This window comes from Streptomyces sp. NPDC090499 (genome assembly GCF_044769305.1).
Lineage (GTDB): Bacteria > Actinomycetota > Actinomycetes > Streptomycetales > Streptomycetaceae > Streptomyces.
Window position 1 is genome coordinate 614,520 of the sequence record NZ_JBIVXP010000002.1, and the last position, 14,181, is coordinate 628,700.

The following is a 14,181-nucleotide window of genomic DNA, read 5'->3' on the forward strand; positions in this document are numbered from 1 at the left end:
TCAGCCGTCAACGTCAAGGCCGATCAAGGCAGTTGAGCAATCGATCATGGGAATGCATGGTCGGAACATAATTGACGCGAATTCAACACCCTTTTTTCACAACTGTCTTGACCCTGAAAAGTAACCGCCGGTAACTTGCGGCTTGGCTACTGCTGCGTAACGAGAAAGCCCTTGCGTCCGCCGGGAGTTGTGAGGAGGCGTGCGCAGCAGCCGCTGTCCGCGCCAGGACAACGCGCCACTGAAGCCCAACCCGCGTGACTAATGCATGGGAGCAGACATGGCCGAGTCCCCGGACGTTCCGTCCGCCGACAACACGCCTGAGAACCCGGGAAGCGGTTCTCTTTCCGAAACACCAGACACCACCGGGGCCACCGGAGGTGCACCGAGACGGGGACGGGTCCGGGCCCGCCGGGCCGCCGTGATGGCCGTTCCGGCCACGCTGGGCCTCGCCGGCCTCGCGGTCCTGACCGCGCAGGGGGCGCTGGGGGTGTCGTTCTCCATCTCCGGCATGCCCTTCACGGTCACCGCCAAGTCGCTGGACGGCACCGGCTTCGAGCAGTTCGGTGCGCTCGACAACATGGCCGACGGCAGCCCGAACGCCGGTGACACCGGTGGCCAGGTACTGGTTGTCACCTCCGCGATCAAGAACGCGACCCTGGACAGCCTGTGCCAGAGCGTCGACCTCGGCGGTACCAACCTGCTCATCAAGGCGGGCAGTGGCTCGTCGAAGGTGCAGGCGACCGACCTGACCACCGACTCGACCGAGCTGACGGGCGACGCGTCCTTCAACAACATCGAGATCGGCAACGACGCGAGCACCCTCACCAAGGCCGGGGTCAAGGGACCCCTGGGCGTCTTCAGCCAGCAGGCCGACACCGTGCACATCGACAACCTGCGGCAGATCAACTACGCGACCACCGCCGGGGTGTTCAAGCTTCCCGGCCTGAAACTCAGCTTCAGCGGCTCGGGTTGCTGATGTCCGGCACAGACACTCCACCTGTGGGGTGGCGGCCCGCCTTCCGTGGTTGGCGGGCCCGTCGGCCGTTCTGGGGCGGGCTGCTGCTGGCCCTGGGCGGCACGTGGATCCTGCTCACGGAGAAGGCCTCGCTGAAGGTCGTCATCCATATCGGCATGCAGGGTCTGGTGGGCTACCTGCTGCCGGTGATCATGGTGGTGTGCGGCCTGCTGACCCTCTTCAGCCCGGGGCAGCGCCTCTTCTACTCCGTCCTCGGCATCCTGTGCTCCCTGGGCACCTGGGTCACCTCCAACCTGGGCGGTTTCTTCGTCGGCCTCGCGCTCGGGGCCGTCGGCAGCTGCATGATCTTCGGCTGGCTGCCGGACCAGGAGCCGCGGGTGAGCCGGCGCAAGCGGCGCAAGGCTGCGCGGGCGGCGGCGCAGGGGTTCGGCGAGGGCGCGGAAGCGGTCTGAACATCCACGGAAGAGGCGGGCCGGCGGGTTCCGGTCCGCCTCTTCGTTCATATGCGGGGAGCTTCGCGCCGTATGCGAGGGAACTCGGTGCTCAATGCGAGGAGCTTGGCGCTGTATTACGCGGGGAGCCCGGCATGCCGCTTCGGCGGGGTGACGGCTCCCGGACGTCGGCCACGGGCTCGCCGCGGCTGCTCGCGCCGTTCCTCCCGCAGCCTTCGGCCGGGGGTACCCCCCCCGGTCCTTCGGGGCGCATTCGGTGCGCCCCTGCCGGAGGCACTCCCCCGAACAGGTGACTTGGGAACTTCTTTGCCGTTGTCGTGAGTTCATCGGGCAGCCGGACGACATGCGGCCGGCCGAGATGTGCGTGACGAGTGCGGCGAAGGAGCGGCGGCTTCATGGTGTTCAAAAGGCTGCTTGGGGCGATCGGGGTCGGCGGTCCCTCGGCGGACACGGTGCTCGACGGTGGCGTGGTGGTGCCCGGCGGGGTGTTGTCGGGGCGGGTGCGGCTGAAGGGCGGCTCGGCGGCGGTGGACGTCGAGCACATCGGCCTGGAGCTGCTCGCGCGCGTGGAGGCGGAGCACGAGGAGGGGGAGAGCGAGGGCGCGGTCGTCTTCGAGCGGTTCACCGTGGGCGGTGGCTTCCGGCTCGGCGCGGACGAGGAACGGGAGGTGCCGTTCCGTGTGCCGGTGCCGTGGGAGACACCGGTCACCGAGCTGTACGGCCAGCCGCTGGGCATCGTGCTCGGAGTGCGCACGGAGGTCGGGGTGGCCGACGCCCGGGACAAGGGCGATCTGGACCCGCTCGCCGTGGGGCCGCTGCCCGTCCAGGAAGCGGTCCTGGAGGCCCTCGGCGGGCTGGGCTTCGGCTTCCGCTCGGCGGACCTGGAGTACGGCCGGATCGGCGGCACCGGCCAGCAGTTGCCCTTCTACCAGGAGGTCGAGCTGAGCCCGGCACCGCAGTACGCGCACGCGGTCACCGAGATCGAGCTGACCTTCCTCGCCTCCCCCGCCGGCCTGGAGGTGGTCCTGGAGGCGGACAAGCGCGATGGCCTGTTCTCCGCCGGGCACGACGCGCTGACCCGGTTCACGGTCCGCCACGAAGACGCCCACACCCTCGACTGGAGCAGCGAGGTCGACGGCTGGATCCGCCGGCTGCTCGCCCACCGGGAGGCCTACGGCGCCCACGCGGCCTACGGCCACCCCGGGCACCACGACGGCCCCCACCGCTCCGGACCGGGCCTCGGCACGGCGGTCGCCGCCGGTGCGGCGGGCCTCGCGCTCGGGGTGGTCGGCGGAATGGTGGCGGCCGAGGTGGTCGACGAGATCGGCGACTTCTTCGAGGGGGACGAGGACTGACGCCCCCGGCGGGGTCAGCTCGGGGAGGCGGTCGGCTCGCCGGCCGTCCTGGGCTCCGGCTGCGCGGTGGCCGCGGCCGGCTCCGCCGCCATCTGTACCGACGTCGGCTCCACCGGCGCCGCCGCGCCCGTGTCGTCGGTCTTCATGGCCTTCGCCTCGCTCTTCAGGATGCGCATCGACTTGCCCAGGGCTCGGGCGGTGTCGGGCAGCTTCCGGGAACCGAAGAGCACGATGAAGACGATCGCGACGACCAGCAGGTGCCAGGGTTCGAGTCCGTTGCGGAGCATGACCGCCCCCTCCCTTTCTCACGTTTGTCCGTGCCGACGGAGGGCGCTGCATGCGCCCCGGCCGGGCAGCGACGATTGCTACATTGCGCAACTGTACAACCCGGAGGTGGAAACGCTCCCCGGACCCGGCCCGCGATCGCTACGACCGGTCGTGGCGCGCCCGCACCGCCCGCAGCGCGAGGGCGTACAGCCCCAGCACGGCGGCGAGCAGCACGGGGTAGGCGGGCGGGAGACCGGTCATGCCCAGGGCCGCGCCCAGGGGGCCGGGCGGCAGCAGCAGGCCGACGGCGGCGAGGACGGCGGCGGCGCGGCCGACGGGCCCGGGGCGGGTGCCGCCGCGCAGCAGGAACATCACCAGGGCCTGGGTGAGCAGGTTCTCGGTGAACCAGGCGGAGTGGAAGACGGCCTCGTCGTCGAGGGCGTCGGGGCCGCGCAGGGCGAGCGCGAGGACGCCGAAGGTGGCGAGGTCGGCGACCGCGTTGAGCACCCCGAAGCCGGTGATGAACCGCAGGAAGGCACGTGGCCGCAGCGCGGTCGGGCGGCGCAGTGCCGCAGGTCCGGGCCGGTCGTACGCGAAGGCGAGCTGGGCGGCGTCGAAGCAGAGGTTCTGGGCCAGCACCTGGACCGGGAGCATCGGCAGGAAGGGGAGAAGCAGGCCGGCGGCGAGCATCGCGATGACGTTGCCGAGGTTGGAGGAGAGCGTGACCCGGAGATAGGAGGCGATGTTGGCGCTGCTGTGCCGGCCCGCGGTGACGGCGTGCCCGATCGCGCCGAGGTCCTTCTCGGCCAGCACCACGTCGGCGGTCTCGCGGGCGAGGTCCACGGCCGTGCGGGGGGCGATCCCGACGTCGGCCGCGAGCAGGGCGGGCACGTCGTTGACGCCGTCCCCGAGGAACCCGACGGTGTGCCCGGCGGCCCGCAGCCCGGCGACGATCCGGGCCTTGTCCTCGGGGGTGCAGCGGGCGACGACGACGGCGTCCAGGTCGAGGGGGTCACCGGCCACGGCCACCGGCCCGGCGGCCAGGCCTAGGTCCCGGCAGGCACGGGCCGCGGTCGAGGGGTGGTCGCCGGTGAGGACGCGGACGGAGACGCCGAGGCCGGCGAGGCCGCGCAGGGCCTCGGCGGCGCCCGGCGCGAGGCCGTCGCGGAAGGTGACCAGGCCGCGGAAGGTGAGGCCGCGCTCGTCGGCGGCCGTGCAGGGGCGGGCGCGGGCCGGGCGTCGGGCGGTGGCCACACCGAGGACCCGCAGCCCGGCGCCGGCCTCACGGGCGGCGAGGGCGAGGAGGCGCTCGCGTTCGACGGGGTCCAGGTCGCAGCGGTCCAGTACGTCCTCGGCGGCACCCTTGGTGACGAGGACACGGGTGCCGAGGGGGCCGGCGACGGCGGCGGTGGCAATGCGCCGCCCGGGGTCGAAGGGGACGGCACCGATGCCGTCGTACTCCTCCCCGACCGGCCCGGCGGCCGTGAGCAGGGCCTCGTCGAGGGCGTCGGGGGCGGGCAGTTCCGCGAGCTGCAGGGTCCACCAGGCGGCGACGGCAGCCCAGCGCAGCACCTCTGGGTCGTCGGCGCCGTCGGGTCCGAGGGCGCGTTCCACGACGGGCCGGTCCTGGGTGAGGGTGCCGGTCTTGTCGAGGCAGAGCACGTCGACCGCGCCCAGGTCGTGCAGGGCGGGCAGCCGTCGTACGACGACCCGGTGGGCGCGGGCCAGCAGCGCGGCGCCCCGGGCCAGGCAGGTGGTGACGATCACCGGGAGCATCTCGGGGGTGAGCCCGACGGCGACCGCGACCGCGAAGGGCAGCGTCTCGAGACCGCGGCCGCGCAGGGCGGCGTTGGCCATGAGGACCAGTGGCGGGGTGAGCAGCATGAACCGGATGAGCACCCAGGAGATGCCGTGCACGGACCGGTCGAAGGCGCTCGCCTCCCGTCGCCCACCCGCGAGGCCCTGCGCGGCGGCGAACCGGGTCCGCTCCCCGGTCTCCACGACCACCGCCGTGGCACTGCCCGAGGCGACCCCGCTGCCCTGGAAACAGAGGTACGGCTCCTGGAAGGGCCCTGGGCCGGCCGCGGCGGGGACGTCTGCGGCGGCCTTGGCGACCGGCACGGACTCGCCGGTCAGCACGGCCTGGTGCACGGTCAGCCCACGGGCCCGCAGCAGTCGTACGTCGGCCGGGACCAGGTCGCCCGGACCGAGCCGGACGACGTCGCCCGGAACCAGGTCGGCGACCGGGACCTCCCGCGCCCGCGGCTCCGCGTCCGCGCCGGCCCGGCGCAGCACGGTGGCGGTGCCGGCGACGAGTTCGCGCAGGGCGGCCAGCGAGCGGTCGGCGCGGTGTTCGCCCGCGGCGCGCAGTCCGCAACTGACGGCGACCAGCGCGAGGATCACGACCGCCGTGCCCCAGGAGGCGACGAGGGCCGAGACCAGTCCGAGGGTGAGGAGGACGGCGGTGAAGGGGTCGCGCAGGGCGCGGGCGCAGCGCAGCGGCCAGGAGGCGGTGTGCGGCAGGGGCGGGGAGTTCTCGCCGAGATCGGCGAGCCGGGCCGCGGCCTCGGCCTCGGTCAGCCCGTGCGGTCCCGTGTCCAGCCGGCGCAGCACCTGCAGCGAGGTGGCTGCCTCTCCCTCAGAGGCCATGGAGCCGTCGGGGGGCCGGGAGTTCGGCGCCGGTGGTGCGGGCGGTGAGGCGGCCGACGAGCAGGCGTACGACGTCGACGACGTCGGGGTCATCGACCAGGTACACCTGGCGGCGGCCCTCCCGGCGGGAGCGGACGAGGCCGGCGAGCTTCAGTTTGGTGAGGTGCTGGCTGACGGCGGGCAGCGCGCCGCCGACCCGCTCGGCGAGGCCCGTGACATCGCTCTCGCCCTGGGCCAGCGCCCAGACGATGTGCAGCCGGGCGGGCGAGGCGAGCAGCCCGAAGGCCGCGGCCGCCTCCGCGAGCACGTCCGCGGTGGGGTCATCGCGGCCGTTGCCGGGCACCGTCGCCACCGTCGTGGTCCTCCTGTCCACCGCGCTCCGTCCACCGTGCTTCCGTCCACCGTGCCTCGGTGCACCGTGCTTCAGTCCATCGCGCCCTGTCGCACTCCGTCCACGGCGCCGAAGCGGCCCGTCGCGGGCCGGAGGGACAGTTTAGGGCGCGGGAACTTATCGGCCGCCGCGCAGGTTTCTACGGTGTTGTAGAAGTAATTTTTCGGCAAGCAGGACTCTTACCGACCGAGGAGTGAGTGCGCATGGCCCTGTGGGACCGCATCAAGGATTCCGCGACGCAGATGCAGACCCAGCTGGTGGCGAAGAAGAACGACCTGAAGAGCGGGGCGTTCCGGGACGCGAGCATGGCGATGTGCGCGCTCGTGGCCGCCGCCGACGGCACCATCGATCCGGCCGAGCGCCAGCGGGTCGCCCAGCTGATCGCCACCAACGAGGTGCTGCAGAACTTCCCCGCGGACGACCTGCGCCGCCGCTTCGAGGAGAACCTGAACAAGCTGACCACCGACTTCGCCTTCGGCAAGGTGAGTGTGCTCCAGGAGGTCGCCAAGGCGAAGAAGAAGCCGGCCGAGGCGCGTGCCGTCATCCAGATCGGCATCGTGATCGGCGGCGCCGACGGCGACTTCGACAAGACCGAGCAGGCCGTGGTCCGCGAGGCGTGCTACACGCTGGACCTGCCGCCGCACGAGTTCGACCTCTGAGCGGCGCCGAGGTCCGGGCCGGAGCCGGCGGGAGGCAGGCGGCTCACATCCGCCGGCTCGCGGCCCAGCAGAGTGCGGTCAGGGCCACGGCCACGGCGCAGGCCGTCGCCGCCGAGCCGTCCAGGTAGGCACTGCCCAGGACCGCCACGCCCAGTGTCGCCCCCAGCTGCTGCACGGCGTTCAGCGCACCCGCCGCCGAGCCGACCTCCTGGGGGCGCAGGGGCCGCAGGGCCAGCGTGAAGAAGGCGGGAGTGAACAGGCCCGCGCCCAGGCCGACCAGGGCCAGTGCGGGCAGCAGCGGCCAGGGGTAGCGGGGGGCGGCGGTGGTGAGGTAGGCGGCCGCGGCGACCGCCAGGCCCGCGAGCACGAGGGCCAGGCCGTACGGCATCATGCGGCGCCGGGCACCACGGCGGCCCGACAGCCATGACGACACCGCCAGGCCGATCGACCAGGGCGTGAGGCTCAGGCCCGCCGCCAGTACGCCGAGGTCCGCATCCAGTTGGAGCTGGAGGACCACCACGGTCATCAGGCCGTTGGTCACCGCGAAGAACGCCGTGGAGGTGGCGAGGGCGGCCGGAAAGCCGCGGTGGGTGAAGAGGGTCGGTTCCAGCAGGGGCGCGGTCGTGCGGCGCTGCTGCAGCGCGAAGGCGGCCAGGGCCGGCAGACCGAGCGCGAGCAACACCCAGTCGTGCGGCGCGAGTCCGGTGAGGTTCGTGCCGATCAGCGGGTAGACCAGCAGGCCCGTGCCGGTCCCCGCGAGTGCCGTGCCCGGCCAGTCCACGGCGGGGCGGTGCGGGGCGCGGTTCTCCGGGAGTCTCGGGGACAGCGCGAGGACGGCCAGGGCCACCGGGACGTTCACCAGGAAGGCGGCCCGCCAGGAGAGGCCGAACAGGTCGGCGTGCGTGAGGACACCGCCGAGGACCGGACCGCAGACGGCCGCGAGGCCCATCACCGGGCCGATGCTGCCCAGCGCCCGGGACAGCTCGTCGCCCTCGAACATCGCCCTGATCAATCCGATGGTCTGCGGAATGATCAGGGCCGCCGCCGCGCCCTGCACCGCGCGGAAGGCGATGAGCGGGCCCGCCGCCGGGGCGAGTGCGCAGGCGACGGAGGCCGCGGTGAAGAAGGTGACGCCGAGCACGAAGAGCCGGCGGCGGCCCGCGATGTCGCCGAGCCGCCCGCCGGTGACGAGGAGGACCGCGAAGGGCAGGGTGTAGGCCGCGCTGAACCACTGGACGTCGGAGAGGGAGCCGCCGAGGCCGGCGTGCACGGCGGGGGCGGCGACCTGGACGATCGTCGCGTCCAGGAGGTTCATCGCCTCGGCGAGGAGCAGGGCGAGGAGGGCGGGCCACCGCCAGGGGTAGGGGGGCGGGGTGGTGGGGATGTGCGTGGGTGTGGTTGTCATGCGGGCAGCGTGCGGATCGCGACGCGGAGGCCGACGGATCTGGAGTGAAAGTGGAGGTTTTCTTCCATCGGCAGCGGTGTCGATGACGGAATCACACGCGTTGAGCCGTAGCTACGGACTGGTGGGGGCCGGCCGCGCGGTTCCCCGCGCCCCTGGGTGGGACGGCTCCCCTCTTTTCACAAGTCGGCCAGCGTCGGCAACAGCTCCATCGCCGCAGTCACGTCTCCCGTCAGGGCGCGGTCCGTCATGTCCCCCGGCAGAGCTGCCGCAGCCACCCTGAACGCGGGCACCGTCGGTTCCACCGGACCCATCCGCAGCGCCCGTACCGCCGCGACCAGTTCGCAGGCCAGTACCACCGGGAGCGCCTCGGCCGCCCGTGCCGCCTGTCTCGCCGCCTGGTCCGCGAAGCTCGCGGCCTCCTCCAGGCCGTGGGAGAGAACGGCGTGGCCCGCCGATGCCGGGGCCGCGCTGGAACGGAGCTCCGCCAGGGCCGAGTTGGCGGTGTACTCCAGGATCATCGTGCCGGAGCTGCCGACCGGGCCCGCGGCCAGGAAGGCGGGCAGGCCCGTGAGGTCGGCGCGGGTGAGGGCCTGGAGGCGGGCGGCGGAGAGCTGGGCGGTCTGGAGGAGGGCGAGGCCGAGGCCGTCCAGGGCCAGGGCGAGCGGGGCCGCGAAGAAGCCGCCGTGGTGGTAGACGTTGCCATCGGGGGCCAGGACCGGGTTCTCCGTGGGGCAGTTGATCTCCGTCTCGATGACGTGGCGGAGCCGGTCCGCGGCCTCCAGGGCCGCACCGTGGACCGGCGGGAAGGCGCGGAAGCCGTAGGGGTCCTGGATGCGGCGGCCGGTGGTGACCGGGTGGCCGGGGATCGCCAGGAGACGTCGTACCTCCGCCGCCGCCCTGGCCGGGCCGGGGTACGGGCGCAGGGCGTGCACCTCGGGGGCGTACGCCTCCGCGGAGCCGGAGACGGCGGCCAGGGAGAGGGCGGCCACGGCGTGCATGGCCCGGAGCAGCACGTCCAGGTCGTGGCAGGCCAGGGCGGCCCGGCCCAGGGCGAGGGCGTTGCTGCTGAGGAGGGCGAGCGAGTCGCCGGGGTGCAGGGTGAGCGGGGCGGGCAGGTCGGCATCGGGGGACGCCGTGAGCCAGGGGCGTTCGCCGATCAGGGTGAGGCCGGTCTGGGCCAGGGCGGCGAGGTCGCCGGTGCCGACCCCGCCGTACTCGTTGATCGCGGGGTGCACACCGAGGCGCAGCGCCTCGGTCAGCCCGGTGACGAAGGAGGGGTGGATCCCGGAGCCGGCGGCCAGCAACTGGTTGGCCCGGACGGCCAGCAGCGCGCGGGCCTGACGGGCCGGCAGCAGCGGGCCCGCGCCGCCGGCGTGGCTGCGCAGCAGGCGCACGGTGTGGGCGGCCGCGTCGGCCGGGTCGACGGTGACGGAGCGGTGGGCGCCCACGCCGGTGCCGCGCCCGTACCAGCGCCCCCGTGCGGCGAGGCGCCCGGCGCGCTCGTGGGCCCGGCGGACCCGGTCGAGCGCCTCGGACGGTACGACGGGAACGGCAACGGCGTCGGCCAGCCGGACGAGTCCGGTCAGGCCGAGGCCGTTGCCGTCGAGCACGACACGGTCCAAGGAGGGTCCAGGAAGGATCCGGGGCAGGTCGGGCACGCGTCAGCTGCTGAGGCCGACCTTCTTCAGCCAGGCCTGGGCGACGTCCAGCGGGTCCTTGTTGTCCGACTGCACCTGGGTGTCCAGGTCCAGCAGGGCCGCCGTGTCCAGCTTGGCGGAGACGGCGTTGAGCGCGTCGGTGGCCGTCTGGTTCAGGGCGCTCTTGTATACGAGGGGCTGGACGTTCTCGAAGCCGAAGAGGTTCTCCGGGTCCTGGAGGACGACGAACTTCTCCTTGGTGATGGTCGGGTCCGTGCTGAAGATGTCGCCGGCCTGCACCGCGTTCTTCTTCAGGGCGGCCTCGGTGAGCGGGCCGCCGGCGTCGAGCGCCTTGAAGGACTTGAACTCCAGGCCGTAGACGTCCTTCAGGCCGACCAGGCCCTGCTGACGGGTCTGGAACTCCGGCGAGGCGCCGATGACCAGGTCCTTGGCGATGGTCTTGAGGTCGGCGATGGAGGACTTCTCGGTGAGGTTGTACTTGGCGGCGGTGGCCGCGTTGAGCGTCACCGTGTCCTTGTCCTGCGCGTCCGCCGGGTTCAGCAGCGTCAGCTTGGAGTCCAGCTTGGCCTCGATGGCCGACGTGGTGGCCTCGACGGTCTTCGGGGCCGCCTTCGGGTCGAGGTAGGCGAGCAGGGCGCCGTTGTACTCGGGCAGGACCGAGATCGAACCGTTCTTGAGCAGACCGTAGGTCGTCTCACGACTGCCGATGTTCGACTTGTAAGTGACCTTGACGCCCTTGGCCTTGAGTGCTTCGCCGTAGATGTCGGCGATCAGGATGCTCTCGGCGAAGTTGTTGGAGCCGACGACAACAGTGTCCCCGCTCGCCTTGCTGTCCGACAGCGGGTCGGACTTGCTGTCGTCGGAGGAGGAGGAACAGCCCGCCAGCAGGGCCGTCGTCGCGGCGAGCGCGACGGCCGCCACGCCTCGGTATGTCCGAATTGACCTGCTGGGAAGGGTGTTGGAAGTCACGGTTGCCGTTCCGGGAGCTGTGGGAAGGGTGGGGGTGTTGCGAACCACGCGGGAGATGTTGCGCCGCGGGGCTGTTGCGAACCACTCCGGACGATCCAATCCAGCCGGTTCTCGGTGAGTCAAGTGTCTCCGGGTCACCGATTGGCTTCGATCCGTGGCCAGTTGTGGACGGAGAGCGGTCTCTTTGTAACGGATTCTTGATAAAGAGCAAGCGGAATCGAGCTTCAAGAACGCTGTAGTCTCACGGCAGTTGATATCGGTCACAGCGGTGCACGGGGCCCGCTACTCGGTGTCGTTCCGCAACAGCTCGGGGTGAAGACGCCCCCCAGACCAGACACCCTCATGAAGGAGGCCCGGTGTCCACGAACCAGGTGGACGCGCCCGTCCGGCCCGCCCAGGCGCGGGGCGGGATACGGGGTTTCGCCGACCGTTGGCCCTTCCGGCGCAAGCTCAACCTGCTGGTCGGTGTCCCGCTCGCCGTCATCGCCGTACTGCTGGCGTACGTCTTCACCGACCTGGTGCGGCAGTCCACCAGCGCGGCGGACGCCGCTCAGACGGTCCGGGACAGCGCGCAGGTGGCACGCCTCGTGGACAACGTCGAGGCGGAGCACCAGCAGGCGATCCTGCTCTCCGCGCGGTACGAGTCCGGCGACGCCAAGCCCACGGCCGCCGCCTACCGCAAGGCCCAGGGCGCGGTGGACTCCCAGGTCACGAAGGTCCGTGACACCTTCGGCGACCGGCTGCCGGACACCGAGGCCGCCGCCCTGCGGCAGGTCGAGGGCCTGTCCAGCCTGCGGGACTCCGTCGAGCAGTCCTACCTGCCCGCCGACAACATCGACCCGGCCTACAGCAACGCGTCCAACGACCTGATCGACGGTCTCGGTCTGGACCGCGACACCGACCTCGCCGCCACCTTCACCGGCAACCTGCTGGACTCCCTGCTGCGCGCGGACGCCGCCCACGGCGCCTTCGAGACCAACGTGCTCGCGGCGACCACCGGCGACACCAACGCCCTGATCGAGTTCACCAACGCGGTCGGCGCCTACGACCTCTACCAGCACCAGGCCGACCGGTTCAGCCGGTTCGCCACCGAGGGGCAGGCCCGGCAGCTGGCCGACGTCGAGCACACCAAGGCCCAGAGCACCATCGCCGAGTCCTTCGCCGAGCTGCAGATCGACCCGACCAAGCTGGATGCCGGCAGCAAGGACGCGATCCAGCTGGCCGTCAAGGACGCGCTCAGCGACTACCCGGCCTACCACGAACAGGCCGCCGCCCGGCTGACCATCACCACCTCGCTCATCGGCCAGATCGCCGAGCGGGCCGACGCCTCCGCCGGCTCGGCCAAGTGGCGCGCGATCTACCTGCTGAACGCCTCGCTGCTCGGCTTCGTCCTCTGGATCACCCTCGCGGCGCTGGTCCGCCGCTCGGTGATCCGCCCGGTGCAGGCCCTGACCGGGGTCGCGCACGAGGTCGCCGAGGTGGCGGGGCGCGAACTGGCCCGCGTCGCCGACGACGACGCCGAGGACTCCGGCCCGCCCCGGCTGCGGGACATGCCGGTCACCGCCCGCGACGAGATCGGCGACCTGGCCGAGGCGTTCAACCAGGTGCAGACCACGGCCGCGGCGCTGCTCGAACGCCAGGTGCTCAGCCGCCGCAACACCGCCGAGATGTTCGGCAACGTCGGCCGCCGCGTCAGCAACCTGACCACCCGCCAGCTCGCCTTCATCGACGCGGTGGAGCGGGCCGAGACCGACCCGGCCCTCCTCGAACGCCTCTACTCCATCGACCACATCGCCGTCCGCCTGCGCCGCAACGCCGACAGCCTGATGCTGCTGGCCGGCATCCGCGAGACCGTGCTGGCCGGGGGCCCGACCCCGGTGTCCAACGTCGTCCGGGCCGCGCTCGGCCAGATCGAGGGCTACCAGCGGGTACGGCTGTACGCCGGCACGGACGCCATGATCGAGCCGGACATCATCGGCGACCTCACGCTGATGGTGGCCGAACTCCTGGAGAACGCGGTGTCGTTCTCGCCGGCCGGCAGCCCCGTCGAGGTGACCGTCCGCTCCAGCGACGCGGGCGCGCACATCGTTGTCACCGACCACGGGCTCGGCATGAGCGCCGAGCGGCTGGCCGAGGAGAACCAGCGGCTGATCCGCCGTGAGCGCCTCGACCTGGTGCCGACCAAGGTGCTCGGTCTCTTCGTGGTGGGTGCGCTGGCCCGGCGCTGGGAGATCGGCGTCGAGCTGACCCGGACCCCGGGCGGCGGTGTCACCGCCGAAGTGACGCTGCCCGCCCGCCTGTTGCTGACGATGAGCGCGGTGGCGGACACCTCCGGCACCCCGTTCGCCACGAAGCCGGCCGAACCGGCCGAACCGGCCGAATTGACCGCACCCGCGGCGCCGGCGATACCGGCGGCGCCTGCCCCACCGGTCGAACCGACCGAACCGACCGGCCCGACCCCCGCCGTCACGGTGCCCTCCTGGGCCGAGCAGGAGAGCCCGCTCCCCCGCCGGCTGCCGCGCCGTGAGTCCGCCGCCGAGCCCGCGACGCCGCAGCCCCCGCTGATCCCGGCCGCGCGCTCCGGCGAACCCCCGGCCGACGCGGACGCCGCCGACGACTCCGCCGACGAGCCCCGCCCGCTGCGCCGCCGGGTGCGCGGTGCGACTCTGCGCACCACCGTCGGTGCCGCCCAGACCCTCGCCCAGGCGCCGCGCACCCGCGACGCCGAGGCCGAGCGGGACGCGCTGGACGAGTTCGAGGCGGCGGTGGAACGCGCCCGGCGCGAGGGCGACACCGGGAGTCACGAACAGCCCGCACCGCGCACCGCCCCCCCGAACCCCCCGCAGGACCAGAACCACCTTCCGGAAGGAGCCGAGCAGTGAGCACGTCGACAGGTGACACCCCGACGGGCGGCGTCACGCCGACCGACCTGCAGGCGGCCGCAGCCGACTTCACCTGGCTGCTGAACCGCTTCGCCACCGAGACCGCCGGCGTGGTCGACGCGATCGCCGTGTCCTCCGACGGTCTGCTGATCGCGGTCTCGGAGCTGCGTGAGCGCGCCCACTCCGAACGGCTGGCCGCGATCGTCTCCGGCATCACCAGCCTGGCCGCCGGCGCGTCCGGCAACTACGGCCTGGGCGGCCTCAACAAGGTCATCATCGACCTGGAGGGCGGCCATGTCATCGTCTCCGCGATCGGCAGCGGCGCCGTGCTCGGCGTGGTCGCCGACAAGGAGGCCAAGCTCGGCAACATCGCCTACGAGATGACGCTGTTCGCCAACCGCGTGGGTGCGGCACTCAGTCCGCAGCTCGTCCTCGAACTGAAGAACAGCGTCGGCGTCCCACAGACGCGCTGACCGGCACCGCCGGTCGAGCAGCCGAGAAGGCCGAGAGAGGAATAC

Annotated in this window: 12 protein-coding genes; 6 read left to right on the forward strand and 6 right to left on the reverse strand. The window is 72.5% G+C overall.

The genetic code is table 11. The features are described 5' to 3' along the window. The first annotated feature begins 277 nt into the window (after window positions 1-277). The 3 genes from ACIQVL_RS11160 to ACIQVL_RS11170 all read left to right on the forward strand — a co-directional run bounded on the left by ACIQVL_RS11160 (window position 278) and on the right by ACIQVL_RS11170 (window position 2,783). On the forward strand, window positions 278-976 hold the full coding sequence (locus tag ACIQVL_RS11160; protein WP_403430314.1) for a DUF6230 family protein: 699 nt from the start codon (window positions 278-280) through the stop codon (window positions 974-976). Continuing rightward, window positions 976-1,428 carry a DUF6114 domain-containing protein gene (locus ACIQVL_RS11165; RefSeq protein ID WP_403430316.1) on the forward strand — a complete coding sequence of 151 codons (453 nt, stop codon included), beginning with the start codon at window positions 976-978 and terminating at the stop codon, window positions 1,426-1,428. The genes ACIQVL_RS11160 and ACIQVL_RS11165 overlap by 1 nt, the downstream gene beginning before the upstream one ends. A 395-nt stretch (window positions 1,429-1,823) precedes the next feature. Then, on the forward strand, window positions 1,824-2,783 hold the full coding sequence (locus ACIQVL_RS11170; RefSeq protein WP_403475129.1) for a sporulation protein: 960 nt from the start codon (window positions 1,824-1,826) through the stop codon (window positions 2,781-2,783). Between the two features lie 14 nt (window positions 2,784-2,797). Here ACIQVL_RS11170 and tatA read toward each other — a convergent pair whose 3' ends face one another. The 3 genes from tatA to ACIQVL_RS11185 all read right to left on the reverse strand — a co-directional run bounded on the left by tatA (window position 2,798) and on the right by ACIQVL_RS11185 (window position 6,051). Further along, the gene (gene tatA, locus ACIQVL_RS11175; RefSeq protein WP_403430320.1) at window positions 2,798-3,070 is read right to left on the reverse strand and encodes a Sec-independent protein translocase subunit TatA; all 273 of its coding nucleotides are present in this window, start codon (window positions 3,068-3,070) and stop codon (window positions 2,798-2,800) included. A 139-nt stretch (window positions 3,071-3,209) separates the two neighbouring features. Next, window positions 3,210-5,699 carry a magnesium-translocating P-type ATPase gene (gene mgtA, locus ACIQVL_RS11180; protein WP_403475130.1) on the reverse strand — a complete coding sequence of 830 codons (2,490 nt, stop codon included), beginning with the start codon at window positions 5,697-5,699 and terminating at the stop codon, window positions 3,210-3,212. After that, entirely contained in the window at window positions 5,689-6,051 is a 363-nt protein-coding gene (locus ACIQVL_RS11185) for an ArsR/SmtB family transcription factor (protein ID WP_403430589.1), read from the reverse strand. The genes mgtA and ACIQVL_RS11185 overlap by 11 nt, the downstream gene beginning before the upstream one ends. Before the next feature lie 242 nt (window positions 6,052-6,293). Between ACIQVL_RS11185 and ACIQVL_RS11190 the strand changes: the two genes are divergently transcribed. Next, entirely contained in the window at window positions 6,294-6,749 is a 456-nt protein-coding gene (locus ACIQVL_RS11190; protein ID WP_132890095.1) for a tellurite resistance TerB family protein, read from the forward strand. Window positions 6,750-6,792: 43 nt separating this feature from the next. Here ACIQVL_RS11190 and ACIQVL_RS11195 read toward each other — a convergent pair whose 3' ends face one another. From ACIQVL_RS11195 to ACIQVL_RS11205, 3 genes are all read right to left on the reverse strand, one after another. After that, window positions 6,793-8,154, reverse strand: coding sequence for an MFS transporter (locus ACIQVL_RS11195; protein ID WP_403475131.1), 1,362 nt, complete (start codon window positions 8,152-8,154; stop codon window positions 6,793-6,795). A 176-nt stretch (window positions 8,155-8,330) separates the two neighbouring features. Further along, window positions 8,331-9,776, reverse strand: a complete 1,446-nt coding sequence (locus tag ACIQVL_RS11200; protein WP_403475132.1) for an aromatic amino acid lyase — start codon at window positions 9,774-9,776, stop codon at window positions 8,331-8,333. 39 nt (window positions 9,777-9,815) lie between these two features. Continuing rightward, window positions 9,816-10,781 (reverse strand): ABC transporter substrate-binding protein, encoded by a 966-nt coding sequence (locus ACIQVL_RS11205; protein WP_403430328.1) that lies wholly within the window; start codon window positions 10,779-10,781, stop codon window positions 9,816-9,818. Window positions 10,782-11,137: 356 nt separating this feature from the next. Here ACIQVL_RS11205 and ACIQVL_RS11210 point away from each other — a divergent pair, with 356 nt between their 5' ends. Both ACIQVL_RS11210 and ACIQVL_RS11215 read left to right on the forward strand, forming a co-directional pair. Then, window positions 11,138-13,663: an ATP-binding protein gene (locus ACIQVL_RS11210; protein WP_403475133.1), complete on the forward strand. Its 2,526-nt coding sequence runs from the start codon at window positions 11,138-11,140 to the stop codon at window positions 13,661-13,663. Beyond that, the gene (locus ACIQVL_RS11215) at window positions 13,660-14,136 is read left to right on the forward strand and encodes a roadblock/LC7 domain-containing protein (protein ID WP_403430332.1); all 477 of its coding nucleotides are present in this window, start codon (window positions 13,660-13,662) and stop codon (window positions 14,134-14,136) included. The genes ACIQVL_RS11210 and ACIQVL_RS11215 overlap by 4 nt, the downstream gene beginning before the upstream one ends. Window positions 14,137-14,181 lie beyond the last annotated feature (45 nt).